Here is a 24,898-nt window from a genome sequence, read left to right as displayed (position 1 = left end):
TTGTCGCCGTTTTTCCGCCCGCGCGTAACGTCAAATTGTCCGAACGGCGACCTCCTGTCGCCGTTCGGACAGATCGATTGCACAGGCGATGCAACCGACCGTTGGCGAATCAACTGCTTAGACAATCGATTCACCCGCAACCGTTCCTCGGTTGCGAAAAACGTCGCTTCTGGTCGATCAAGCGACACTTAAAACTCCCCTCGATACCAGTTCTGGAAGCGCGACCACATGGTGCCGACTCGGCTGGCCGGTACGCTGGGACGGCGCGGAAACTCGGCCTGCGCCCCCCACAGCAGCAGACCAACACCTGTGGTGTAGACCGGGCTGCTGACCACTTCGCCAAGCCCGGTCACGTACTGCGGCACGGCAACACGCACCGGCATGTGCAGCATCTCTTCAGCCAGCTCGGCGACACCTTCCATGCGGGCAGCACCTCCGGTGAGCACCATGCCGGCGCGGACCAATTCCTCGAAACCGGCCCGGCGCAGTTCGGCCTGCACCATTTCGAAAATTTCTTCGTAACGGTTCTGCACCGCTTCGGCCAAGGCCTGACGGGCCAGACGCCGGGGCGGGCGGTCACCCACCGAGGGCACCTGGATTGACTCTTCGGCCGTGGCCAGCTGAGCCAGAGCGCAGGCGTAGCGCACCTTGATCTCTTCGGCGTGCGGCGTCGGTGTCCGCAACAAGTGAGCGATATCGTTGGTCACCTGATCGCCGGCAATCGGCAGAGAGGCCGAGTGGCGAATCGCACCCTGCACGAACACCGCGATATCCGTGGTGCCCGCCCCCATGTCGACCAGCACAACACCCAGTTCCTTCTCATCGGCGGTCAGAGCGGCGGCACTGGAGGCAATGGAGCTCAATACCAGATCATCGACCTGCAAGCCGCAGCGATTGATGCACTTGCTGATATTGGCTGCCGCAGATTGCGCTCCTACGATCAGATGGGCTCGCACTTCCAGTCGAACACCTGACATGCCGACCGGATGTCGAATGCCTTCCTGCGAATTGTCGACGATGTACTCCTGCGGAATCGCGTGCAGAATCTTCTGATCCGATGGAATGGCCACCGCCTTGGCCGCTTCCAGCACCCGCTCCATGTCACCGTAGGTGACCTCGCCGTCCTTGATCGGCACGATCCCCGGCGAGTTCTTGCACTGCACGTGGCTGCCGGCAATCGAGGCGTATACCGAGCGGATCTCGCAGCCAGCCATTAGCTCGGCTTCCTCCACGGCGCGCTGAATCGAGTTGACCGTGGACTCGATGTCCACCACCACGCCCCGTTTCAGTCCATGCGCACTGTGCGAGCCCATGCCGATGATTTCGATCGGATTGTCCGCGCTGTACTCGCCGACCAGGGCGACCACCTTGGAGGTGCCGATATCGAGGCCAACGATCAGCGATTTATCACCCTTGCGATTCATGTACCTGTTCCAGTTCCGGCATCGACATGTTCGGGTGTCGACGCCTCGCCCCAATGCAGGGCGAATCCATTGCCATAGCGAAAATCTGCACGAAGCAGAGGCCGTGCGTCGGCCTGGACCACCTTGACCAACAGCGGCCAGACTTCCTGCAAGCGGGCCATCGGTTCCACCCGCCCCAACATCAGTCGCGCATCACCCAGTCGCAGACTCCAACTGCCTCGTGCGGACAGTCGAACGCTGTCAAGCGGCAACCCGAGTTCCGCTACCAGAGGTTTGGCCTGCTGATAGAAGCGCAGGGTTTCCGCCAGGCGCGGGCGCGGGGAATCCAGGGTTGGCAAGCCTTCAGGCGCACCGCGCTTGGGCTCCTCGAATAGCTGTCCGTCCAGCGACACCAGGTAGCCCTCGCCCCAACGAGCAATCGGCTGGTGTTCGCGGATGCTGAGCTCCAATGCATTGGGCCAGCGCTTGCGCACATCAACCGAAGCCACCCAGGCCAGCGAGGCCACCGAGGCCCGCACCGCCTCCAGATCCACCGCAAAGAAGCCGCGCGCCACATGCGGCAGAACCGCTTGCCGAATGGCCTGTTCGTCAACGCGGCGATATTCGGCTTCGACGCTGAGGTGCTCGATTGGCCAGCGATCATTGGCGAACCAACCGTTAAGTACCGCCACCACCGGTAACAGGGCCAGGCCCAGGGCCAGGGTCCAGGCCAATGCGCGCAGGGCCAGGCTCATGGCGCAGCCACCGCAGCCAGCGTCTGACGCAGGATGCGCAGACACAGTTCCGAGAAATCGATGCCGAGCTGGCTGGCCGCTTTCGGCACCAGCGAATGACTGGTCATGCCCGGCGCCGTATTCACCTCTAACAGATAGTTCCGCCCGGAGCGGTCACGCATCACATCGACCCGGCCCCAACCGCGACAGCCGACCGCACGAAAGGCGGCCAGGGCCAGCTCGCCGAGCTCTGCATCGTCCTGCTGCCTCAGACCGGGACAGATGTACTGGGTATCCTCGGCGACGTACTTGGCGTGATAGTCGTAGTACTCGCCAGCCGGCACGATGCGAATGCTGGGCAGGGCCTGTTCGCCAAGGATGCCGACGGTCAGCTCATCGCCGACGATCAGTCGCTCAAGCAACAGCTCACCGGGATAGCGCTTGGCCAACGCCACCGCGGCGGCCAGATCCTCAGGCTTGAACACTCGACTGATGCCGACACTGGAGCCTTCACAGGCCGGCTTGACGATCAATGGATAACCCAGCGCTTCGGCCTTCTCCTGCAGATCCTCGCCTGGCCGCAAGACGCAGAACTCGGCAGTCGACAGCCCAAGGCTTTGCCACACTTGCTTGCTGCGCACCTTGTCCATGGCCAAGGCCGAGCCGAGCACGTCCGAGCCGGTGCAGGGAATGCCGTAGGCCTCCAGCAGCCCCTGCAGCACACCATCCTCGCCACCACCGCGACTGCCGTGCAGGATATTGAACACGCGGTCGACCGTGCCGGCCTGCAATTCTTTGATCAAGGCCGGCACGCCATCGATCGGTCGCGCATCGACGCCGGCAGCGACCAGCGACTCCAGCACATTGCGTCCGGAATCGAGCGACACCTCGCGCTCGCTGGAACTGCCACCGAGCAGAACCGCCACGCGACCAAACAACTGGCGCACATCCTGTGAATGGGCGGTCATGGCGCAGCTCCCGCGGCGGCAGCATTCAGGCCGTCGGCAATCAGCTGTTGTGCATAACGCCCAATATCACCAGCACCCAGCACAATCAGCAAATCGCCGTCCTGCAGTACGTTCGGCAGCACGTCATTGAACTCCTGGCATTGCCCCACCACCACCGGCTCCACCCGGCCTCGACTGCGAATGGCGCGCGCAAGAGCCTTGGCGTCGGCACCGGCAATCGGCGCCTCTCCGGCGGCATAGACCTCACTAAGCAGGACGCTGTCAGCCTGCGACAGCACAGCGGCAAAGTCGTCCAGAAGATCGCGCGTGCGGCTGTAGCGATGTGGCTGGAAAGCCACCACCAGGCGCCGCTCGGGCCAACCATCGCGGGCGGCCGAGAACACCGCCTCCAGTTCGCGCGGATGATGGCCGTAGTCATCCACCAGCAAGGCGTGTCCACCCTCGACGGCGAGTTCGCCCAACACATTGAATCGTCGACCGACACCCTGGAAGCTGGCCAGTGCCTTGGCAATGGCGGTAGCAGGCACACCGAGCTGCCAGCCAATGGCGGCAGCAGCCAAGGCGTTCAGCACATTGTGCTTGCCAGGCAGGTTGAGCTCGATATGTTGCTTTGGCTCATCAGGCAAGCACAGATCAAACGCAGTGACCGGGCCGCTCTGGCGCAGATTCTGCGCACGTACTTCAGCCTGATCACCCAGACCATAGGTGATCAGGTGGCGGGGCATCTCCTCGGCCAGCTTGGCCACCCAGGGATCATCGATGCACAGCACGGCCAGACCATAGAACGGCAAGCGATGGAGGAACTCCGAGAACGCCTGCTGCACACGTCCAAAGTCGTTGTCGTAGTTCTCCAGGTGGTCGGCATCGATATTGGTGACCACGGCGACCAGCGGCGTCAGGCGCAGGAAGCTGCCGTCGCTCTCGTCGGCCTCGGCCACCAGCCATTCACCCGCGCCCAATCTGGCATGCGTTCCCGCGGCCAACAGTTGGCCGCCGATGACGAAGGTGGGATCAAGACCGCCTTCGCTCAGCACACTGGCCACCAAACTGGTAGTTGTGGTCTTGCCGTGGGTGCCGGCAATGGCGATGCCGCGACGAAAGCGCATCAGCTCGGCCAGCATTTCGGCCCGTGGTACCACCGGGATCCGGCGCTTGCGCGCTTCCACCCACTCGGGGTTGTCACGCTTGATGGCACTCGACACCACCACCACGTCGACATCCTGCACATGACCGGCGGCATGACCGATCTCAACCCGCGCGCCGGCCTTGCGCAAACGTTGCACCACGGCCGATTCGCCCAGATCCGAGCCACTCACGGTATAGCCCAGTGTGCATAGCACCTCGGCAATGCCGCTCATGCCGGCGCCGCCAATGCCAATGAAATGCACCCGGCGAAACAAGGTGGCGAGATCTCCGCTGTGCTGCAGGCGCTTCATCGCTGCCCCTCCTTCAAACAGGCATCAGCGACCTTCTCAGCCGCCTGCGGCAGGAAGCGACTCCGCGCCGCCTCGGCCATCCGCAGCAGCTCGTTGCGATCTTGCAAATCGTTCAAAGTACGGGCCAGTTCCTGATGCAACTCAGCACCTTCGCGATGCAAACGGGCGGCACCGGCCTCACGCAGAAATTCGGCATTGGTGGTCTGGTGGTCATCGACCGCGAACGGAAATGGCACCAGAATCGAGGCCAGACCCACGGCCGTGAGTTCGGCCACGGTCAAGGCGCCGGATCGGCACACCACCAGATCCGCCCAGGCGTAGGCAGCGGCCATATCGTCAATAAAGGCATCGACCTGTGCCTCGATGCCGGCACGTTGATATTCGGCACGGGTTTCGTCCAGTCCGCTGACGCCGCTCTGGTGGCGCACCTCGAAGCGAGGCGCAAGCTCAGCCAGCGCCTTGGGCAGGGCTCGGTTCAGCGCTCGCGCACCCTGGCTACCGCCCAGAACCAGCAATCGCAGCGGGCCCTCACGACGGGCCAGACGCTCAGCCGGCGGCGGCAGTGCGGCGATTTCAGCTCGCACCGGGTTGCCCACCGCTTCGACGCAACGCAAGGTGCGGAACACGCCTGGAAAGCCGGTCAGCACGCGACGCGCCAGCCGCGCCAGCACCTTGTTGGTCAGGCCAGGCAGGGTGTTCTGTTCGTGCACCAGCAAAGGCGTACGTCGCAACCAGGCCACCAGCCCACCTGGCCCCGCGGCGTAGCCGCCCATCGACAGCACCGAGCGCGGCCGATAACGTGAGAACAATCGCCACGCGCTGATCGATGCGTTAAGCAGGCGCCAGGGCGTTGCCAGCCGCTGCTTCCAACCCTTGCCGCGCAGGCCGCCGATATCCAGTACTTCCAGCGGCAAGCCGGCCGCTGGCACCAGTCGATTTTCCAGTCCGCCGCTGGCACCGAGCCAGATCACCGGCACATCGCGCGCCTGCAGCACGCGAGCCACCGCCAACCCGGGGAAAATATGGCCGCCGGTGCCACCGGCCATGATCATGACCGGCGCATTCATGCGATCTCTCCCAGGCTGGGCTCGATCCGCAGACGACCGCGTGACCCCAGGCGCAACGGCTGTGGTGCCGGCCCGACGACGATCGGCTCGTCCATGACTACCGGCTCCGGCAAGGCGCGTGATTCCTTGTGCCTCGCCACCTGCCGCTCGCTGCGATCGAGCTCATAGCTCACCCGCAGCAGCAAGCCGAGAGCAGCACAGGACATCAGCACGCTGGAGCCCCCCGATGACACCAGGGGCAGGGTCAGTCCCTTGGTTGGCAACAGGCCGAGGTTGACGCCAATCGACACCACCGACTGCAAGGCCAGCCACAGGCCGACGCCCAGGGCGCAGAAGCCAGCGAATCCGCGCCCCATTTCCACCGCCCGCAGCCCGAGCCGAAACGCACGCCAGACCAGCAGACCAATCATCGCCAGCAAGCCGAGGATGCCGACGAAGCCAAGCTCCTCAGCCATTACCGAGAAAATGAAGTCGGTGTGCGCCTCGGGCAGATAGAACAGCTTCTGCACGCTGCCGCCCAAGCCCACTCCAGCCCATTCACCGCGGCCGATCGCAATCAGGGCCTGGGTCAGCTGGAAGCCATCATTGAACGGATCTTTCCACGGATCCATGAACGAAGTCAGGCGGCGTACGCGGTAGGACTCCGACATCGCCACCATCACCATCAAGGGCGCGATTACCGCTGTCGGCACCAGCACGTGCAACAGGCGCACGCCACCCAACCAGATCAGGCACAGGGTGATGCCAATCAGCAAGGCCGCTGAACCGAAGTCTGGCTGGGCGAGCAGCAGCAGCACCATCGCACCGACCACCAGGAACGGCTTGAACGCGGCGATCCACTCGCTTTGCACCTGATCGCGGTAGCGCGCCAGATAGCTTGCCATCCAGACGATCAGAAACAGCTTGACCGCTTCCACTGCCTGAAAGCCGGTAATGCCGAGATTGAGCCAGCGCCGAGCGCCATTCACGGTGCGACCGATGCCCGGAATGAACACCGCCAGCAACAGCAGGATGCCGATCAGCACCAGCAAGTGACTGTGCCGCTCCAGCTCGCGCAACTCGACTCGGGTGATCACCGCCGCCAGCACCGCGCCCAGCCCGAGGAACACCGCATGCCTGATCAGGAAATGGAATGGACCGACGTTCAAGCCCTCGGCCACCGCGATCGAGCTGGAGCCGACCATCACCAGACCGAAGGCCGCCAGCAGCACGCTGAGCCAGAGAATCGGCTGATCGAAGCGCCCCTCGATCTCATCAATCCGGGTTGCCTGCCGCGGCCCTTCATGCTGGCGATTGAACTCCATGTTCATCAGCGCACCTTCAAGGTGGCAAGGCCGATCAACACCAGCACCACGGTGATGATCCAGAAACGGACAATGACCCGCGGCTCGGGCCAGCCTTTGAGCTCGAAGTGGTGGTGAATCGGTGCCATGCGGAAGATGCGGCGACCGGTGAGCTTGAAGCTGGCCACCTGCAACATCACCGACAAGGTTTCGATCACGAAGATGCCACCCATGATCACCAGCACCAGTTCCTGGCGGACGATCACTGCGATGGCACCCAGGGCCGCGCCCAGCGCCAATGCGCCGATATCGCCCATGAATACCTGCGCGGGATAAGTGTTGAACCAGAGGAAGCCAAGGCCGGCGCCGGCGATGGCGGCGCAGATGATGGTCAACTCACCAGCACCGGGCACGGCAGGAATCTGCAGATAGTCGGCAAATACGGCGTGACCGGAGGCATAGGCGAAAATGCCCATGGCGCCGGCGACCAGTACGCAGGGCATGATGGCCAGCCCATCCAGACCGTCGGTGAGATTGACTGCATTGGAGAAGCCGACAATCCAGAAATAGCCCACCACGATGAACATCGCGCCCAGGGGGATGGCGACATCCTTGAACACCGGAATGAACAAGGTCGTTTCGACCGCGCTCTCGGCAGTCATGAACAAGGCCACGGCAGCGCCGGCGCCGAACACTGATTGCAGGAAATACTTGTGTCTGGCCGGTAAGCCCTTGGGATCGCGACGCACCACCTTGCGCCAGTCGTCGAGCCAGCCGATCGCGCCAAAACTCAGCAGCACACCCAGTACCACCCAGATAAAGCGGTTGCTGAGGTCGGCCCAAAGCAGGGTCGACAGAGTCACCGCCAGCAGAATCAGCGCCCCGCCCATAGTCGGTGTGCCGGCCTTGGAAAGATGCGACTGCGGCCCGTCGCTGCGGATCGGCTGGCCTTGCCCGCCTTTCAACCGGCGCAGCTGGCCAATCACCCGCGGCCCCAGCAGCAGCGACAGCATGAGGGCGGTCAAGGCGCTCAGGATGGCGCGAAACGTGATGTAACCGAACAGGGCGAATGCCCGATCCAGGCCTTTCAACCAATCCGCAAGTTCAAGCAGCATGTCCGTCCTCCCCGCGACCGAGCAAGGCGTCGACCACGCGCTCCATCCTGGAGCCTCTTGAGCCTTTCACCAGCACCACGGCATCGGCCGGCAAGGCCGAGCGCAGCGTCTCAATCAACACAGCCTGTTCGGCAAAGTGACGTGCGCCCTGGCCAAACGCCTCGGCTGCCGCCAGCATGTCGTCCCCCACCACCCATAGATGTTCGATGCCAGCGCGCTTGGCACGCTCGCCAACTCCGCGATGCAGCTCTCGGCTATCGGGACCCAGTTCGCGCATGTCGCCCAGCACCAACCAACGACTGCCGCCATGGCCGGCCAACCGATCGATCGCCGCCGCCACCGAAGCCGGGTTGGCGTTGTAGCTGTCATCGATCAAGCGACCACCAGCCGGCAGGGCAAAGCTCTGTTGCCGCCCGGCGACCGGTTGACTGCTGCACAGGCCTTCGACGATGGCGGCCAGCGGTGCACCCACCGCATGCGCCATGGCGGCCGCCGCCAAGGCATTGCTGACATTGTGGCGGCCGGGAAGCGGCAGCTCGACCTTGGCCGCTCCGGCCGGGGTCTGCAGCAGGAAACGGCTGCTGAATTCGGCCAGCTCAATAGCTTGCGCGCGGAACGGGGCATTGGCCTGCAGGGCGAACCGCAGCGTCTTCACACCATCGTGCAGCTTTTCGCTCTCGAACCAGGGCGCAAAGGCATCGTCGGCGTTGAGCACCGCCACGCCACCCGGTTGCAGCGCCTGATAGATTGCTCCCTTGGTGTCAGCGATGCCGAGCAGGCTGCCCATCCGCTCGAGGTGAGCCGGGCCGATGTTATTGACCAGGGCGACCTCGGGCAAAGCGATGTCAGCCAGATACTCGATATCGCCGGGCTGCCCGGCGCCCATCTCGTAGACCGCGAACTCAGCGTCTTCGGGCTGAGCGATCAGCGCCAAGGGCATACCCAACTCGTTGTTATGGTTGCCCGGATTGCAGTAAGCCGGCGCCACCCGCAGCAGAATGGCGTGTAACAGGGTCTTCACCGTGGTCTTGCCGTTGCTGCCGGTCAGGGCCAACACCCGGGTGCGGCGCTGCGCGGCGACCTGCCGGGCAATCCGACCGATCGCCAACAGCGGGCTGTCGACGATCAGCTGCGGCAGCGGCGACTCGACCGGATGCGCCACCAGGGCGGCCTGGGCACCTTGTTGTCGAGCGCGCTCCACAAAGTCGTGCCCATCGACGCGCTCGCCGGACAGTGCGACGAACAGATCGCCGGGAGTGACGCGCCGCGAATCGGCCACCACGCCACGGATCTCGCGCGCTTCGAGCGGCGGCGGCAGGCCCAGCCACTCAGCGATCGTGCTCAGCGTCGTCGGCTTCATGCAGCACGCTCCGCCAATGCCCGGCGCGCCACCACTCGATCATCGAACGGACGCCGCTGACCCTGCTCGTCTTGATACGTCTCATGACCCTTGCCGGCAATCAGCACGGTGTCGTTGGCAGCCGCCGCGCCGATCGCCTCGGCGATCGCCAACTCGCGGCGGCGCTGTACGCTGACCCGCTGCGGCAAGCGAAAGCCATGCATGATCTCAGCCACGATATGGTCGCCGCTCTCTGAGCGCGGATTGTCATCGGTTACCCAGAGCCGATCGGCCAGTTGCTCGGCGACTGCCGCCATCAACGGCCGCTTGCCTCGATCGCGGTCGCCGCCGCAACCGAACACGCAGATCAACTGCCCCTCGGTGTGGGCGCGCAGACTGCGCAAGGTCTGCTCCAGGGCGTCTGGTGTGTGGGCGTAGTCGACCACCACCAATGGTTGCGTGGTGGAAACCCGCTCCATTCGGCCCGGCACCGGCCGCAGTGCCGACAGGCGCCGCGCGATGTTCTCTGCCGACATACCCAGCGCCCGCAACGCGCCGGCAACGGCCAGCAAGTTGTCGACGTTGAAGCGACCAAGCAAGCCGCTGCTCACCGCATGCCTCTCGCCATCACAATGCAACTGAAAACTCAGGCCCTCGACATTGAGATCAATCCGGTCGGCGAACAGATCGGCCCGCGAATCACTGCTCGACAAGCGCAACAGGGGCAGCTGACTGGCCACCCGGCGGGCAAGATTGGCGCCGAATGGATCGTCGACATTGATCACCGCGGCGAGGCTGCGACCTTCGAGAAACAGGCGCGCCTTGGCGTCGCCGTAGGCATCCATGCTGCCGTGGTAGTCAAGATGGTCGCGGGTCAGATTGGTGAATACCGCCACCGCAAACTGCAGCCCATCGACCCGTCCCTGATCGAGGGCATGCGAGGACACCTCCATCGCCACATGGTCCGCACCACGCTGAGCCAGCTCGTCGAGCAGGCGATGCACCGACAGCACATCGGGCGTGGTCCGCTCGCCTTCGCGATGCCATTCACCCATGCCTACGCCGAGCGTGCCGATGTGGCCACAGTGAGCTGCAGAATCGAAATCCAGCGCCTGAGCCAGCAGTTGCACCGTCGAGGTCTTGCCATTGGTGCCGGTCACACCGATCAGACGCAGCCGACGACTGACATCGGCATAGCGCCGTCGGGCGATCCGACCCAGATCGGCGCGCAGATCGGCGATCGGCAGCAGATCCGCAGCGTCTTCGATCGAAGCCGGCAGCGGCGGTTCGTAGAGACAGGCGATGGCGCCGTTCTGTCGCGCCATAGACAGGTGCGACAGGCCATGCGTGCTGCGCCCGGCCAGCGCCACGAATACATCGCCTGGTTGCAGCGCGCGACTGTCGAGATGCAGATCGCCTACCGGGCGCTGGGCCAGGTCGGCCGGCAACACGGTCTGCGGCAGCAGTTCGCGCAAGTTCATCGCGGTGCTCATCGTGGCGCCACCGCACGCAGCAAATCATCGGGCACACCGTCAGCGGCGATGGTCTGATCGACGCCCGGCTCCGGCGGTACCGCCGCCAGCCACTGCTGCAGATTGTCCGGCGGCACGTCCATCACTCGCAGCGCGGCCTCCATCATTCGGCCAAACACCGGTGCCGCAACCTGGCCACCGTAGTAATTGGAACCGGTCGGGTCATTGATCATGACCACCACCGCAAAGCGCGGATCGCTGGCCGGTACCAGGCCGGCAAACAGACTGATGTAGCGCTTCTGATAACCGCCAGCCACCGCTTGCCGGGAAGTGCCGGTCTTGCCAGCGACGCGAAAGCCCGTCACCCGTGCGGTCTTGGCCGAGCCCTCGGGACCGGTGACCGTTTCCAGCATGGCCATCAACTGCTTGGCCAGGTGCGGGTCGATCACCGTGCGTTGCTCACCGCGATTGCCGTGCACGAAGCTCGGGCTGACCATCACCCCCTGGTTGCCGATCGCAGCATAGGCCTGGGCCAGTTGCAGAGCAGTCACCGACACACCGTAGCCAAAGGCAATGGTGGCCTTTTCCAGCGTGCCCCAGCTTTGCGGGCTGTTAAGTACACCGGCAGCTTCACCCGGGAACCCTGAACCTGTCGTTCGACCGAAACCGAAGCGGTACAACACATCGTGCATATGTTCGGCTGACATCTCAGCGGCCAGCTTGATTGACGCCACATTGGAAGACTTGGTCAGCAATCGCGTCGGACTGACGGTGCCGAAATACGAGATATCGTGCACCGTGTGGCCGCCGACAGTGATGTAACCGGGCGCGGTTTCAATCGGCGTATCGGGGCTGAACTTGCCGGTCTCCAAGGCGGCCGTGACCGTGAACGCCTTGATCACCGAGCCCGGCTCGAACACGTCGGTGACGGCACGATTGCGGCGCGCCGCCGGCTCGCCGCCATCACGGGCATTCGGATTGAACGACGGCTGGTTCACCATCGCCAGGATTTCGCCGGTCTTGATGTCGAGCGCCACCACCGAACCGCTGCTGGCCGAATTTTCCAGGATCGCCGTCTTCAGCTCGCGATAGGCCAGGTACTGCAGCCGTCGGTCGATACTGAGAGTCAAGTCGTGACCGGGCTCGGCCGGACGGATCAAGTCGACGTTCTCGACGATGCGACCGCGGCGGTCGCGAATCACCCGCTTCAGCCCGGGCTCGCCGGCCAGCCAATCATCAAAGGCCAGTTCCAGGCCTTCCTGGCCTTGATCGTCGATATTGGTAAAGCCCAGCACGTGGGCCATCACCTCGCCCTGCGGATAAAAGCGGCGAAACTCGCGCTGGCTGTAAACCCCAGGAATTTCCAGCGCCAGAATGCTGTCGGCCTCATCCGGATTCATATGCCGACGCAGGTAGACGAACTCACGATCAGCGCGTTGCGAGATGCGCGCTTCGAGTACCGCCTGATCGATGTTCAGTGCCGTCGCCAGCTCGGCGAAACGCGACCGACTGGCCATCAGCTCTTTCGGATTGACCCAGATCGACTCCACTGGCGAGGACACCGCCAGCGGCTCGCCGTTGCGATCGGTGATGGTGCCACGCGAGGTGGCAATCGGCAGGTCACGCAGGAAGCGGGCGTCGCCCTGCTGCTGATAGAACTGGCTGTCGACAAACTGCAGATCGACCGCACGCACCACCAAGGCGGCGCCGCACAGGCCGAGCGCCGCCGCCAGCGCGTACAGTCGCGGCCGGGTGTCGGTACGGTGAGTACGCGGCTTCATTGGCCCACCACCCGCAATTCCTCAGCACTCGGATACTTCATGCCGAGCTTGTTCAAGGCCAGATTCTCGATCCGGGCCGGATCAGCCCAGGTCGCCTGCTCGAGCTGCATTCGCCCAAACTCGATGTTGAGATCGTCGCGCTCCTGCTCAAGATCACTCAGCGCAACGAACAGTTGGCGATGCTGATGACGGGTCTGCACCACGGCCACCGCAGAGATCACCACCGCAATCAGCAAGGCGAGAATCAGGAAAGCACGCAGGCTCATGGCAGCTTCTCCGCCACGCGCAGCACGGCGCTGCGGGCACGTGGGTTGGCCTTCAGCTCAGCCTCCCCGGCCGTTTGCGCGCCACCAATCGCTTTCAGGCTGGGCCTGAACTCCTCGCTCGGGGGCAAGCGGCGGTCTGCCGGCGGCGGCTTGGCGTGGCGGGCGATGAATTGCTTCACGCGTCGATCTTCGAGCGAGTGAAAGCTGATCACCGCCAGGCGCCCTCCCGGCTTGAGACGCTGATGAGCCGCCGCAAGTCCGGCATCAAGATCATCCAGTTCGCGATTGATGAAGATGCGCAGGGCCTGAAAGCTGCGCGTGGCCGGATGCTTGCCCGGCTCGCCGCGGCCGACCACCGAGGCAATCAGATCGGCCAGCTCGGCCGTTCGGCCGATCGGCTGCCCCTGGCGCCGCGCCACGATGGCGCGGGCGATACGTCGGCTTTGGCGCTCTTCGCCGTAGCCGAACAGGACATCGGCGATCTCGCGCTCATCGGCGCTCGCCAGCCACTCAGCCACACTCTGACCTGAGTCCGGGTCCATGCGCATGTCCAGCGGGCCATCCTGCATGAAGCTGAAACCACGCTCGGCCACATCGAGCTGCGGCGAGGACACACCAAGATCCAGCAGCACGCCGTCCAGCCCCGCAGCCGTGGCATCCCAGTCGGCCAGGCTGGCAAAGCTGCCACGGCGCAGCGACACCCGGGCGTCGCTTGCTGCCAAGCGCTCGGCCTCACCAATCGCCTCTGGGTCCTTGTCCATTACTAGCAGTCGCCCTGCCGTCCCCAACCGCGCCAATACGCCACGGGCATGCCCGCCGCGCCCGAAGGTGCCGTCCAGATACGTTCCCTGTTCCACCACCCGCAAACCATCCAGGGTTTGCTCGAACATCACTGGGATGTGGGCCGGGGCTGTGCTCTCAGCGCCCATCCCCGGACCTACAGCGCGAGATCGAGCATGTCCTCACTGACATCTTCATCGCCTACGGTTTGGCGAATCTGAGCCAGATGCGACTGCTCGCTCCAAAGTTCGAATTTGTTGCCCATGCCCAGCAGCACCGCCTTTTTTTCCAGTCCGGCTGCATTGCGATGACTGGTCGGCAACAACACTCGGCCATTGCCATCGGCTTCGATGAAGGTGGCGCTGCCGACCAGTTTCAGTTGCAAGGTGCGATGCACTCGCTTGGCCATCGGCAGGGCATTCACCTGGTCTCGCACTTCCTCCCAGACCTTCACCGGGTACAGCCATAGGCAACCGGATTCGTAGGGGTTGTAGGTCACCACCAGGCGGCTTTCGCATTCACGGGCAACAAGCTCCCGGTAGGCGGTGGGAATCGCCAGCCGGCCCTTGTCATCAATCGTGATAGCGGTTTCGCCCTGGAACATAAGACACCACGGGGACCCACTTTTTCCCCTATTTTTCTACAGGAGCCCACCTTATGACTGCCCCTTTGCAGTGTCAAGGAAAACTATTCACTTAAGGAGTTCAGCTAACTTGCTGCCCCGCTTGGAGTTTTTGCCCAAAACGCCCGTCTTTCTGATTACCTGTTGCAATACAGCAAGTTATTGAATTTTGCTCATGCAATGTCTTCAGATCGGCCAGAAAATGCCCGCACCGCGGTTAGTAGGCTGCTGAGGCTTGTTTCAGCGGCCTGTCCAGGCGCGCCAAGGATGGCGCGCACCAGCATCGAACACGACCAGTGTTTGATTCTCGGCACACCATTCGACAGGCTCACGGCGAAATCGGCTTTGAAAGCGAACTGGGCCAAGGCACCACGTTCTGGTTCTGGGTGCCGTTGGCAGGCTGCTGAGAGCAGTTTTTCGGCTGCCCGGCAACTGAACAGGTGGATTGACGTAGCGAGGTCACAAGGATCTAATCGACCGCGTCGCAGTCCACAACCATCCGGTTCCCCTGACATGCCCTTTCGCCACCATCGGTTTCCTCTATTGGCCGCCGCAGTTCTGGCAGCAGGCTCGACCTGGGCCAACGAGCACCTGCTGCTGATCGATGCCGAAGTGACTGTGGCAGCCGATGGAACGGTGAGCGAAGCCAGGCTGAGCGGTCCGCAGCTGCCGCAAGCCATAGCGACAGCTGCGCTCGACAATATCCATAACCTGCACTTCAAGCCCATCGAAGTGAATGGCGCAGCGGCCACGGTCACCTCACAACTGCGCTTTCACACCTGCCTGCGCGCCAGTGAGCAAGCGGCCGCGCTGCAGTTCGCCATGCAGCTCAAGGCGATCGGACCGCAGCGGATTGATCGAGCGCCGCCGCCCATCACACCCGCTCTGTTGCACGGCGCCGAACGCACCGAACTGAACATCAAGTTCGCGGTCAACCCAGACGGCAGCGCCAGCTTTCATGGCCTGGACATGGACCCGGCTCGACTAGGCCGCCGCGATCGAGCAGCAGTGGAAAAACAGTACCGCCGCTGGATCGAATCGGCACGCTACACCCCGGAACGGGTCAATGGCCTGCCTGTGGCGACTCATATGGAGTGGCCCATCACCGTCACCGTGAGCCGATCGCTCAGCCCGCCTGAGCCAGAGAGCGTGCAGACTGCCTGCGATCTGGCCGAACCAGCCGACAGCGCGCCGCGCGTAGCCGGTGAGCAGGCACGTCTGCGTCTTTTATCGGAGGCCGGCTGACGCCGGATCGGCTCCTGGCCTATCCGGCCGGCAGATTTCCAACCTGCCCGGATCGACCGTACAACAGCGGACCTACATGTTCTGATAGTTCGGCCCGGCACCGCCTTCCGGCGTCACCCAATTGATGATCTCGTACGGGTCCTTGATGTCGCAGGTCTTGCAGTGCACGCAATTGGCGGCATTGATCTGAAGGCGCTTGACGCCCTCCTCTTCGACCATTTCGTACACGCCCGCCGGACAGAAGCGGGTGCAGGGATTGCCGTATTCTTCGGCGCAGCGGCTGACGCAGATCGAGGTATCGGCCACCTTCAGGTGCACGGGCTGATCTTCATCGTGCTCGGTGGCGGCGAAGTACACGCCCGCCAATCTATCACGCGGAGCGAGATCGCGCTCGACGTAGTCGCGCTTGGGCGATTCCTGATCGGCCAGCTTGTTCAATGATGCGTAGTCGGGCTTGTTGCGCCAGGTCCACGGCAGCGCCCCGCCAAACAGCGTTTCCAGCCCCGCATTGATCAGGCCGAACCACAGGCCCTTCTTGAAGCCGGGCTTGATATTGCGCACCTTCTTCAGCTCAGCCATCGCCGGTGAAGCACGCAGCCTAGCATCCCAGCCGACCGAGCTCAGCGACTGAGCAATGTGTTCAGCGGCCAGCATGCCGGAGCGAATTGCCTGGTGTGTGCCCTTGATCTTCGGCACATTGAGCAAGCCGGCAGTGTCACCGATCAGCAGGGCGCCCGGCATCTCTGCCTTGGGCAGGCTTTGCCAGCCGCCGGTGACGATGGCGCGGGCGCCGGCCGAGAGGATGGTGCCGCCTTCCAGCAGGGGTTTGACCGTGGGATGGTGTTTCCACTGCTGGAACGCTTCGTAGGGCTGATAGTTCGGATCGCGGTAATCGAGACCGGAGACATAGCCCAGGGCGACCTGATCGTTCTCCAGGTGATAGAGAAAGCTGCCGCCATAAGTGCGGCTGTCAGCCGGCCAGCCCAGGCTATGCACGATCTTGCCCGGCGACACCCGTCCCGCCGGCACCTGCCACAGCTCCTTGATGCCGATCGAGTAGCTCTGCGGATCGGATTCAGCGTCGAGGTTGAACTTCTTAACTAGTTGCTTGGTGAGATGTCCGCGCGCACCTTCGGCCAGCACGGTGAGTTTGGCCCTGATATCGATGCCCTGGGTGTAACCCGGCTTGTGACTGCCATCCTTGGCGATGCCCATATCGCCAATACGCACCCCACCAACCGAGCCATCTTCATTGAGATAAGGCTCGGCGGCGGCAAAGCCGGGATAGATTTCCACCCCCAGCGCCTCGGCCTGCGGCGCCAGCCAGGCGCACAGCGCGCCCAAGCTGACGATGAAGTTGCCGTGGTTGTTCATCTGCGGCGGCACGATCGGAAACTTGAACCCGCCGGTCTTGCTCAGGTACCAGAACTCATCGTCCTTGGCGGCCACGCAGATCGGCGGCGGGTTGTCGCGCCAGCCCGGCAGCAGCGCATCCAGAGGCTGTGGCTCGATCACCGCACCGGAAAGAATGTGTGCGCCAATGGTGGACGCCTTTTCGATCACGCAGACCGACAGCTCCGGATTGACCTGCTTCAAGCGAATCGCGAAAGCCAGGCCGGCCGGGCCAGCGCCAACCGTGACCACGTCATATTCCATGAATTCGCGTTCGCTCATTTCCAACGTCCTTGGGCTAGGTGGCTAAGGAGATTATAGAAGGTGCGGGATGATTGACTTCTCGGCTCAGGTCATAATGCCTCGGCGGAGCCCACACGATGCGGAACTGAGGCCCAGCCTCACTGACTCAAAGGAACGAAGCTGGATGAAGCACGACCCGCAGAACCTGCGCCACTCCTCGATCTGCCGCCAGCTGGCCTTGCTGGCCTGCGGCGAGATCAGCTCGCAGCAGCTGACCGAGATCTATCTCGATGCCGCCGAAGCGGAGAATGCGCACAGCCGAGCCTATATCTGGATCGACCGAGTCGGTGCTCTACGTGCCGCCAAGGCCTCCGACGAGCGCCGCGCCAGCGGCCGTGCGCTGGGCCGGCTCGATGGCATTCCGCTAGCGGTCAAGGATAGTCTCGACGTCCAGGGACTGGTGACCACGGCCGGTCTGGCCGGTCGCAGCAAGCGCGTGGCATTGCGTGATGCCGCGGTGGTCAGCCGGCTGCGCGGCGCCGGCGCGGTGATTCTCGGCAAGACCAGTCTGGACGAGGGCTCGCTGGGCGCCATGGGGCGCACCGCCCATCAAGGCGATGTGCCCAATCCACGCCATCCGGGCAAGGTTGCTGGTGGCTCCTCGGCCGGTTCAGCCGTGGCGGTAGCCCTGGGCCTGGCCAGTGCCGCGATTGGCAGCGATACCATGGGTTCGGTGCGCATTCCAGCAGCGTTTTGCGGCGTGTTCGGCCTGCGCCCAACCATGGGCGAAGTCTCCAGTGCCGGGCTTTGGCCCTGCCTGCCGCGGCTTGACTGCATCGGCCCGATCACCCGCTCGCTGGACGACCTCACCCTGCTGCTGCAGACCCTCAGCGGCTATGACCCGAATGATCCGCGCACCCGTCAACGGCGAGTGCCGTTTGCTGCACCGGACTGGGAGCCTGGCCGGCTGCGCAGCGGCATGGTGCGCGATCTCGACCGTCTTGGCGCCAGTGCTGCGGTGCTGAAGAGCTTCGAGCAGGCGATCGCCGCCGCCGCTCCGGCCCTGGGCCACACCCAGCCGGTGTTGCTCAGTGATTTCGAACTCAGCCGCGCGCGTCGCGCCGCCCTGTTGATGATGGAAGCCGGCATCGCCCTGGCCGACCCTGAAGACCTGGCCGATTGCTCGCAACGGCTGCGCGCCATGCTCGACTTCGCCGAGCGGAAAAGCGCAGTCGACTACGCCCGCGCCGAACGCCGTCTCGACAATGCGGTGGTGGCCACCCGACGCCTGTTCGACAGCATCGACGTATTGCTGCTGCCGACCACACCGGATCTGCCGCCGGCGATCGATAGCGAAGAACCCGACCATCTGGCCGATTTCACCGCTTTCGCCAGCCTCGCCGGCTGTCCAGCACTGAGCATTCCGCTCGACGGCGGCGCCGGCCTGCAATTGATCGGGCCACGCGGCAGCGATCTGCGCCTGTTGGAGCTGGGTGAGATCGTGCATTCGCTGATCGGCTGAACTGAGTGATACTCGGGCCTGGCCGGCCGCGGGCGAGCTTCGCGCTGAAAGCAGCCGTGACCGACGATCTGTTCGCGCCCGCCGTCGACTTTGAGCCGGTGCCACTGACGTCAGCCCATGTCTGGCTGATGCGACAGTTCATTGCAGCCGACCGAGCCGAATCGCTGCTCGCACAGCTGACCGCCGACACGCCATGGCGTGCCGACACCCTCACCCTGTTCGGCAAGCAACATGCTCAGCCGCGCTTAACTGCTTGGTACGGCGACCCGGGCTGCAACTACAGCTATTCCGGACTTGCCATGCGGCCACTGCTCTGGACTGGACTGTTGCAGCGGCTACGGGCAGAGGTCGAGCACGCCTGCAGACAGCAGTTCAACAGCGTGCTGCTGAATTACTACCGCAACCAGCGTGACAGCATGGGCATGCACAGTGATGATGAACCTGAACTCGGCCCCGCCCCGGTCATCGCCTCGCTCAGTCTGGGCGAACAGCGGACCCTGAAATTCGCGCCCCGCAACAACCCTCAGCTCAGAGCCATCGGCCTGCCGCTACCCTCGGGCAGCCTGTTGCTGATGCAGGGCGATACCCAACGCAACTGGAAGCACGGCATTGCAAAATCCACTCGCCCGATGGGTCCTCGGATTAGCCTGACGTTTCGCTGGATTGGCAAACCTGGAAAAATCTGATCTGGCTGGCACAGCATGAGCCGACCCGAAGCGGACGATGGCTTGCCCTGTTCGCACTGGGAGACAGCCCGAAGGGCGGATGAGAGTCCGAGCGCGGTAGCGATGGAATCGCCTTGACGCACCCTGAGCCTGTCGAAGGGTGCCTCCACCGAAGCGAGCCCTGAAGGTGCCCACGCGAGCATTGAGGTTGCAGTGCTGGGTCGGCTGGCTTCGACAAGCTCAGCCAGCGTGGCGGCGACCCGAATCGGTCCCCCTTCTCGGGAGAGGGGCCGGGGGTGAGGGCCGGGTGTCCTCAACAGTCGTTCGCAACCACACCCACGGCGTATTCGTACCCTCATTGGCCCTTCGGGCACCTTCCCCCCAAGGGGAGAAGGACAGCAAGGCGCCACCGACCGCTTCTGGCCGCAAGCCCAGATCAAGTTGCTACGAATACCAATCAGCCAATCTCAGCCCTCAAACCCATCTTTGGCCGCACTAACACGTCGCTTAACCGCCTCTGCCCGCAGCCAGACTGCTGCCTGCTCAGACTGATCGTTCAACAAGGCTAGAAGCGTGACTGCGTGCGCCTGGCCACGTTGCGCGCTGCCCGGGTCGCCGACCTGCTCCAGGTCGCGCGCTGCGTTCAAGGTATGCACGGCCAATACTCGGCCGCTGGCGGCATCAAGCAGGCGCAGATCCAAGCGAATCGCCGCCCGCCCGCCTGCATCGCCATAATCGAGCTCAAAACGCGACAAGCTGCTAAGCAGCAGCCAATCGCTACGACTGCCATCGCCGGGCCGGCCAACGCCACGCAAACCCGCGCGCGCCTGCAGCGCTTCGATCAGACGAGTCTGAACCAGTGCACTGGTTTGGTCGGCCAGCACCACGCCCTGCAGAGCACCGAGCTCGCCTTCGGGCGTGCGCAGCAACACCCGATTGTCCTGCCATACCGAGAGCATTTGTGGTTCGGCAACGGTCAGTTGCAGGTCGAACTCGGCCGCGCGGCCGACTTGGTCAATGGCGTATGCCGAGTGCACGACGATGGGCAACGGCCCGGGCTTGAGGCTGGCGCAGCCGCTACAGAGCGCCAGCAGAGTGAACACGACCATGCAGCGAGTGGCATTCATTGCGCGGGATACTCCTTCAGTGACGACCGCCCCATCACCACGTCGAGCGGGCGCTGCTCCAAACGACGTGATAGGCGGTCAAGATCACGAGCCAGGCGTTTGACTTCCTGCAAGGTAGGGCCGACCTGCGATAGGCCGTCACGACTGAAGCTGTCAATCGAGGCACGATTGTCGGTCACCAGCTGGTCCAGCTGCTGCCCCACCCGCTCGATCGAGGTCAAGGCTGACTGCAGGCGCTCGAAGATCGCCGGCATCTCGCTGGACAGGGCCTGATCAGCGCGAACGATGCCCTGATCAATGCGTTGCATCACGGACTCGGCACCATCCAACAGGTTCGCCAGGCGTTCGCTGGCCGCGGCCGCCTTGGCCAACACGGTGCGAATGTCGTCGTCGCCTTCGGCTGCCGCTGCAGAAATCGTCTCCAAGTGATCGAGCGTGGCACCGACCCGGCGCATGTTCTCGTCACTTAACAGATTATTGATGCGCACCATTACCTGGCTGGTGGCGCTGGCAATGTCTTCGCTGCTGGACAGCAGGGCGCTGATCGCCGACTGCTGGGCGACGATCTCTGGTATGCCATTACCCTGCACGGCCAGACGCGGCGCTTCGATCGAGCCGCCGCTGAGTTGGATCAGGGCGACGCCGGTCAGGCCGGTGAAGGTGAGTCGCGCCTCGGTATCGGTCTTGACCGGCACTTCGCTACCGATACGCACTTCAGCCAACACCCGGCTCGGGTCATTGGGATCGAGCGACAAGCGCCGCACCTCGCCGACCTGAATGCCGTTGTATTGCACCGCGCCACCGACCGTAAGCCCGGTGACCGACTCGGTGAATACAATCAGGTAGGGCTGCCATTCGCGGTCCAGACTGCTCTTGCCCACCCACAGAGCAAAGGCCATGGCCGCCGCCACCACCACCAGGGTGAACACACCAATCAATACATGATGAGCCCGGGTTTCCATAACATCAGACTCCAGTGAAATAGTCGGGGAACGAGCGCTTAGCCATGCGACACCGCGGTATCCTGGCGCCGCGCAGCACTGGACTGTGCCGCACGCGCCCGTGGTCCATGAAAGTAATCGCGCACCCAGGCGTGCTCGTAGTTCTCAACCTTATCCGGCGTATCGACCACGACCACCTGACGATCGGCCAGCACGGCAATACGATCGCAGATTGCATACAGACTATCGAGATCGTGCGTCACCAGGAACACGGTCAGGTTCAAGGCCCGCTTCAGGCTGAGGATCAGCTCATCGAATTGTGCTGCGCCGATCGGATCAAGGCCGGCCGTTGGCTCATCGAGAAACAACAGCTCCGGATCAAGCGCCAGGGCACGGGCCAGGCCGGCCCGCTTGCGCATGCCGCCAGATAGCTGCGAAGGATACTTGTGCGCAGCGTCAGCTGATAGGCCGACCAGCCGCAGCTTCAGCGCCACCAACTCATCCAGTAATTTCGCCGACAGCCGGTGATGTTCGATCAGCGGTACGCGAATGTTCTCGCCCACGGTCAACGAAGAGAACAGGGCACCGTCCTGGAACAGCAGGCCGCAACGCTGCTCGATCAATCGCCGCTCGCGATCGCTGGCGCGCGCCATATCAACGCCCAGCACGGTAGCACTGCCGCCTTCAGGCTTGCGCAGCCCGACGATGCTGCGCAGGAGCACCGACTTGCCGGTGCCTGAGCCGCCGATTACACCCAGCACTTCGCCGCGCCTGACATCAAGATCCAGCGCATGATGAACCACCTGCCGACCAAACTGACTGTGCAGGCCGCGCACCTCGATGATGTGCTCCGCGTTCGTGCTCACCAGTCCATCTCCATGAAGAAGATCGCGAACAGCGCATCGAACAGAATCACCAGAAAGATCGCCTGCACCACGGACGATGTGGTGTGCTTGCCGACAGACTCCGCGCTGCCGGCCACTTTCATGCCCTCCAGGCAACCGACCACGGCGATCAGAAAGGCGAACACCGGGGCCTTGACCATACCGACATAGAAATGTCGCACCTCGGTCATTTCGTGCAGGCGCGAAAGGAACATGCCGGGCGAAATATCCAGGGCCAGGCTGCCGACCAGGGCGCCGCCCAGCAGACCCGACAGCATGGCGACGAAAGTGAGCACCGGCAGCATCAGCAGCAGGGCAAGCAGGCGCGGCACAACCAGCAGCTCCACCGGATCGAGCCCCAGGGCGCGCATTGCATCGAGTTCCTCGCGACTCTTCATCGCGCCGATCTGGGCGGTGAAGGCGCTGCCTGATCGACCCGCAAGCAGGATCGCCGTCAACAACACGCCGAACTCACGCAAGAACGAGAACGACACCAGCTCGACGGTAAAGATCGAGGCACCAAAGTCGCGCAGCACGGTAGCCCCCAGGAAGGCCACCACCGACCCGACCAGAAAGCTGAGCAAAGCCACGATCGGCACCGCATCGAAGCCGGTCTGTTCCATGTGATGCACGGTGGCGGTCCAGCGCAGGCGGCGCTTGCCGATCAGCACCCCAGCCAGAGTCTGCAAGGTAAGCCCGACAAAACCGAGCAAGGCGATCGCGTCATTGCGCAAGGTCAGCACGGCAAGGCCGATGCGTTCAAGCACTCGCATCCAGGACTCACGCTCAACGCTGGGCGGCGCCTCGCCCTTGTCGGCCTGGGTGACCAGATCAAACATGGTCACCACCTCATCGCGCATCTGACCGTCGCGCAGGTCCTCCAGTCGGGCTCCGCGCGAACGGGCCGCTCGCCAAAGGCACAGCGCGCCGGCACTGTCCATCGCCTCCAGTTGCGACAGCTGCCAGCGCCAGCCGCTCAGCGATGCCGGCAGACGATTCAACTGCGCCTCGACCTCTGCTATGGCCGCCAGAGTGAAACGGCCGCTGAGCCGTACCTCCCCCGGTTCGCCCTGCGACGATTGAATATCGACCTGTACCGATCCCATGGCCGGAGTCTAGCGGTTTCCCTTCGCGGTCAACCAATGCGCCGTTTGGCTGGCTTCAGAATCGCGCGCAGCTGAACGGCGAGCGTCGGTGGCGGGTTGGCGTGACTTCAAGGCTCCAACGCAACGTGCGACCCTTGCGCCCCTCCCGAAGACAGCGGTACATCTGCGCCCATGAGCCCGAACGAAAGCCAGCACGATCGCACCGAGTTCGTGGTCGAGCTGTCGCGTCGATTGCACGCCTATGGCACCACCGCGCAGCGCCTGGAGGCTGCGGTCGGCAAGGTCGCCAAGCGACTCGGCCTGGCCTGCGAGATCTGGGCCAACCCGACCGGCATCATCATCAGCTTCGGTGGCGGCGTCGGCGCCGGCGGTGGCCCGGAAAATACGCGTGTGCTGCGCATGGCCCCCGGTGATATCGACCTCGCCAAGTTATGCGAGGCCGATGCCATCGCCGAACGGGTACTGGCCGGACAGATGGGCGTGCGTGACGGCGCGGTGGCGCTGCGCGCGTTGGACCACCCGGAGACCGCGGCCTTTCAATGGCTGACCGTGGCCTGCTTTGGTCTGACCTCGGGCTCAGTGGCCGCCTTGTTCGCCACCGGCCCCGCGGCCATGTTGACCTCGACCTTGATCGGGTTGCTGATCGGCCTGCTATGCCTGTTTGCCGCCGGACGGCCGCGGCTGGCTGAAGCGCTGGATGCGTTGGCGGCGCTAGTCGCCACCACCATTGCCTTTGCCGTTTCCCACTTCATCACCCCGCTGCCGCTGAACTCGGTGGTGATCGCCTCGATCATCGTGCTGCTGCCGGGTCTGACCTTGACCACCGCCGTGTCGGAACTGGCGGCGCAGCAGTGGGTGGCAGGAACAGCACGTTTCGCCGGCGCCGTCACCACCTTGCTCAAGCTCACCTTCGGCGCCGTGGCGGCGATGCAGCTGGGCCGGGCACTGGGCTGGCAGCTATCCGACCCGATGGCCGTGGTGCACCCGGAATGGCTCACCGGCTTGGCCCTGGTGGCCGCCGCCTTCGCCTTTGCCGTGCTGTTTCGCGCCAAGTTGAGCGACTATCCACTGGTGATCGGCGCCGCTTGTCTCGCCTTCCTGGTGACGCGCTTTGCCGGCCAGGCCTTTGGCAGCGATGCCGGCGTGTTCTTCGCCGGGCTGATCATCAGCGCGGCCAGCAATCTGTATGCCCGCTTGAGCAACCGCCCCGGCGCCATCATTCGCGTGCCGGGCATCATCCTGCTGGTCCCAGGGAGCACCGGCTTCAAGAGTTTGTCCTTCCTGTTCGAACGCGATGTCTTTCTCGGCCTGGATGCAGCGTTCACGGTGATGACCGTTCTGATCTCGCTGGTCGCCGGCTTGTTGTTCGGCAATTTGCTGGTGCCGGCGCGCCGAAACCTCTGAGGCGGTGCTCAGCGATGCAGGTCAGCGGCGCACCGTGGACGAACGGAGCGAAGCGTGGCAGTGACGGCAGCCAAGCGCTGCTCGCTCGCGTTAGGATCATGGT

Annotated in this window: 22 protein-coding genes; 4 read left to right on the top strand and 18 right to left on the bottom strand. The window is 63.8% G+C overall.

All coding sequences use genetic code 11. The features are described 5' to 3' along the window. Nucleotides 1–188 precede the first annotated feature (188 nt). The 13 genes from ftsA to mraZ are packed head-to-tail and all read right to left on the bottom strand — an operon-like array spanning nucleotide 189 to nucleotide 14,248. Complete coding sequence (gene ftsA / locus IFO71_RS06865) at nucleotides 189–1,424, bottom strand: cell division protein FtsA (protein WP_192028805.1); 1,236 nt, start codon at nucleotides 1,422–1,424, stop codon at nucleotides 189–191. Further along, a complete protein-coding gene (locus IFO71_RS06860; RefSeq protein WP_192028804.1) occupies nucleotides 1,421–2,158 on the bottom strand; it encodes a cell division protein FtsQ/DivIB in 738 nt (245 codons plus the stop codon). Before IFO71_RS06860 ends, ftsA begins: the two co-directional genes overlap by 4 nt. Further along, on the bottom strand, nucleotides 2,155–3,105 hold the full coding sequence (locus tag IFO71_RS06855; protein WP_192028803.1) for a D-alanine--D-alanine ligase: 951 nt from the start codon (nucleotides 3,103–3,105) through the stop codon (nucleotides 2,155–2,157). Before IFO71_RS06855 ends, IFO71_RS06860 begins: the two co-directional genes overlap by 4 nt. Further along, complete coding sequence (gene murC / locus IFO71_RS06850) at nucleotides 3,102–4,541, bottom strand: UDP-N-acetylmuramate--L-alanine ligase (protein WP_192028802.1); 1,440 nt, start codon at nucleotides 4,539–4,541, stop codon at nucleotides 3,102–3,104. The genes IFO71_RS06855 and murC overlap by 4 nt, the downstream gene beginning before the upstream one ends. Then, nucleotides 4,538–5,608, bottom strand: a complete 1,071-nt coding sequence (gene murG, locus IFO71_RS06845; protein ID WP_192028801.1) for an undecaprenyldiphospho-muramoylpentapeptide beta-N-acetylglucosaminyltransferase — start codon at nucleotides 5,606–5,608, stop codon at nucleotides 4,538–4,540. The genes murC and murG overlap by 4 nt, the downstream gene beginning before the upstream one ends. Beyond that, on the bottom strand, nucleotides 5,605–6,918 hold the full coding sequence (gene ftsW / locus IFO71_RS06840; protein ID WP_225444455.1) for a putative lipid II flippase FtsW: 1,314 nt from the start codon (nucleotides 6,916–6,918) through the stop codon (nucleotides 5,605–5,607). Before ftsW ends, murG begins: the two co-directional genes overlap by 4 nt. Next, the gene (gene mraY, locus IFO71_RS06835; RefSeq protein ID WP_192028800.1) at nucleotides 6,918–8,006 is read right to left on the bottom strand and encodes a phospho-N-acetylmuramoyl-pentapeptide-transferase; all 1,089 of its coding nucleotides are present in this window, start codon (nucleotides 8,004–8,006) and stop codon (nucleotides 6,918–6,920) included. Before mraY ends, ftsW begins: the two co-directional genes overlap by 1 nt. Then, on the bottom strand, nucleotides 7,996–9,366 hold the full coding sequence (locus IFO71_RS06830) for a UDP-N-acetylmuramoyl-tripeptide--D-alanyl-D-alanine ligase (protein ID WP_192028799.1): 1,371 nt from the start codon (nucleotides 9,364–9,366) through the stop codon (nucleotides 7,996–7,998). The genes mraY and IFO71_RS06830 overlap by 11 nt, the downstream gene beginning before the upstream one ends. After that, complete coding sequence (locus IFO71_RS06825; RefSeq protein WP_225444454.1) at nucleotides 9,363–10,826, bottom strand: UDP-N-acetylmuramoyl-L-alanyl-D-glutamate--2,6-diaminopimelate ligase; 1,464 nt, start codon at nucleotides 10,824–10,826, stop codon at nucleotides 9,363–9,365. The genes IFO71_RS06830 and IFO71_RS06825 overlap by 4 nt, the downstream gene beginning before the upstream one ends. An 8-nt stretch (nucleotides 10,827–10,834) precedes the next feature. Next, nucleotides 10,835–12,598 (bottom strand): peptidoglycan D,D-transpeptidase FtsI family protein, encoded by a 1,764-nt coding sequence (locus tag IFO71_RS06820; RefSeq protein WP_192028797.1) that lies wholly within the window; start codon nucleotides 12,596–12,598, stop codon nucleotides 10,835–10,837. Next, nucleotides 12,595–12,864, bottom strand: coding sequence for a cell division protein FtsL (gene ftsL / locus IFO71_RS06815; RefSeq protein ID WP_425502873.1), 270 nt, complete (start codon nucleotides 12,862–12,864; stop codon nucleotides 12,595–12,597). Before ftsL ends, IFO71_RS06820 begins: the two co-directional genes overlap by 4 nt. Next, complete coding sequence (rsmH, locus tag IFO71_RS06810) at nucleotides 12,861–13,793, bottom strand: 16S rRNA (cytosine(1402)-N(4))-methyltransferase RsmH (protein WP_192028796.1); 933 nt, start codon at nucleotides 13,791–13,793, stop codon at nucleotides 12,861–12,863. Before rsmH ends, ftsL begins: the two co-directional genes overlap by 4 nt. 8 nt (nucleotides 13,794–13,801) lie before the next feature. Further along, nucleotides 13,802–14,248, bottom strand: coding sequence for a division/cell wall cluster transcriptional repressor MraZ (gene mraZ / locus IFO71_RS06805; RefSeq protein WP_192028795.1), 447 nt, complete (start codon nucleotides 14,246–14,248; stop codon nucleotides 13,802–13,804). A 531-nt stretch (nucleotides 14,249–14,779) separates the two neighbouring features. Between mraZ and IFO71_RS06800 the strand changes: the two genes are divergently transcribed. Then, entirely contained in the window at nucleotides 14,780–15,511 is a 732-nt protein-coding gene (locus tag IFO71_RS06800) for a hypothetical protein (protein ID WP_192028794.1), read from the top strand. 72 nt (nucleotides 15,512–15,583) lie between these two features. Here the strand turns inward: IFO71_RS06800 and IFO71_RS06795 are convergent, their stop codons facing one another. After that, a complete protein-coding gene (locus IFO71_RS06795) occupies nucleotides 15,584–17,185 on the bottom strand; it encodes an electron transfer flavoprotein-ubiquinone oxidoreductase (protein ID WP_192028793.1) in 1,602 nt (533 codons plus the stop codon). A 145-nt stretch (nucleotides 17,186–17,330) separates the two neighbouring features. On the opposite strand from IFO71_RS06795, the gene IFO71_RS06790 reads away from it, so the two are divergent. Together IFO71_RS06790 and IFO71_RS06785 are read left to right on the top strand one after the other, a co-directional pair. Beyond that, nucleotides 17,331–18,668 (top strand): amidase, encoded by a 1,338-nt coding sequence (locus IFO71_RS06790; RefSeq protein WP_192028792.1) that lies wholly within the window; start codon nucleotides 17,331–17,333, stop codon nucleotides 18,666–18,668. A 56-nt stretch (nucleotides 18,669–18,724) separates the two neighbouring features. Further along, complete coding sequence (locus IFO71_RS06785; protein ID WP_332309336.1) at nucleotides 18,725–19,354, top strand: alpha-ketoglutarate-dependent dioxygenase AlkB family protein; 630 nt, start codon at nucleotides 18,725–18,727, stop codon at nucleotides 19,352–19,354. A gap of 446 nt (nucleotides 19,355–19,800) precedes the next feature. Here the strand turns inward: IFO71_RS06785 and IFO71_RS06780 are convergent, their stop codons facing one another. The 4 genes from IFO71_RS06780 to IFO71_RS06765 are packed head-to-tail and all read right to left on the bottom strand — an operon-like array spanning nucleotide 19,801 to nucleotide 23,391. Further along, complete coding sequence (locus tag IFO71_RS06780; protein WP_192028791.1) at nucleotides 19,801–20,460, bottom strand: ABC-type transport auxiliary lipoprotein family protein; 660 nt, start codon at nucleotides 20,458–20,460, stop codon at nucleotides 19,801–19,803. Further along, nucleotides 20,457–21,422 carry an MlaD family protein gene (locus IFO71_RS06775; protein WP_192028790.1) on the bottom strand — a complete coding sequence of 322 codons (966 nt, stop codon included), beginning with the start codon at nucleotides 21,420–21,422 and terminating at the stop codon, nucleotides 20,457–20,459. The genes IFO71_RS06780 and IFO71_RS06775 overlap by 4 nt, the downstream gene beginning before the upstream one ends. A 38-nt stretch (nucleotides 21,423–21,460) precedes the next feature. After that, nucleotides 21,461–22,270, bottom strand: a complete 810-nt coding sequence (locus tag IFO71_RS06770; protein WP_192028849.1) for an ABC transporter ATP-binding protein — start codon at nucleotides 22,268–22,270, stop codon at nucleotides 21,461–21,463. After that, entirely contained in the window at nucleotides 22,264–23,391 is a 1,128-nt protein-coding gene (locus IFO71_RS06765) for an ABC transporter permease (RefSeq protein WP_192028789.1), read from the bottom strand. Before IFO71_RS06765 ends, IFO71_RS06770 begins: the two co-directional genes overlap by 7 nt. Before the next feature lie 171 nt (nucleotides 23,392–23,562). Here IFO71_RS06765 and IFO71_RS06760 point away from each other — a divergent pair, with 171 nt between their 5' ends. Continuing rightward, nucleotides 23,563–24,795 carry a threonine/serine exporter family protein gene (locus tag IFO71_RS06760; RefSeq protein WP_192028788.1) on the top strand — a complete coding sequence of 411 codons (1,233 nt, stop codon included), beginning with the start codon at nucleotides 23,563–23,565 and terminating at the stop codon, nucleotides 24,793–24,795. Nucleotides 24,796–24,898 lie beyond the last annotated feature (103 nt).

The sequence above is a fragment of the Pseudomarimonas arenosa genome, assembly GCF_014841215.1.
Classification (GTDB): domain Bacteria; phylum Pseudomonadota; class Gammaproteobacteria; order Xanthomonadales; family Xanthomonadaceae; genus Pseudomarimonas; species Pseudomarimonas arenosa.
The sequence above is the reverse complement of the archived record's forward strand: the minus strand, read 5'-3'. Positions and strand labels throughout refer to the sequence as shown.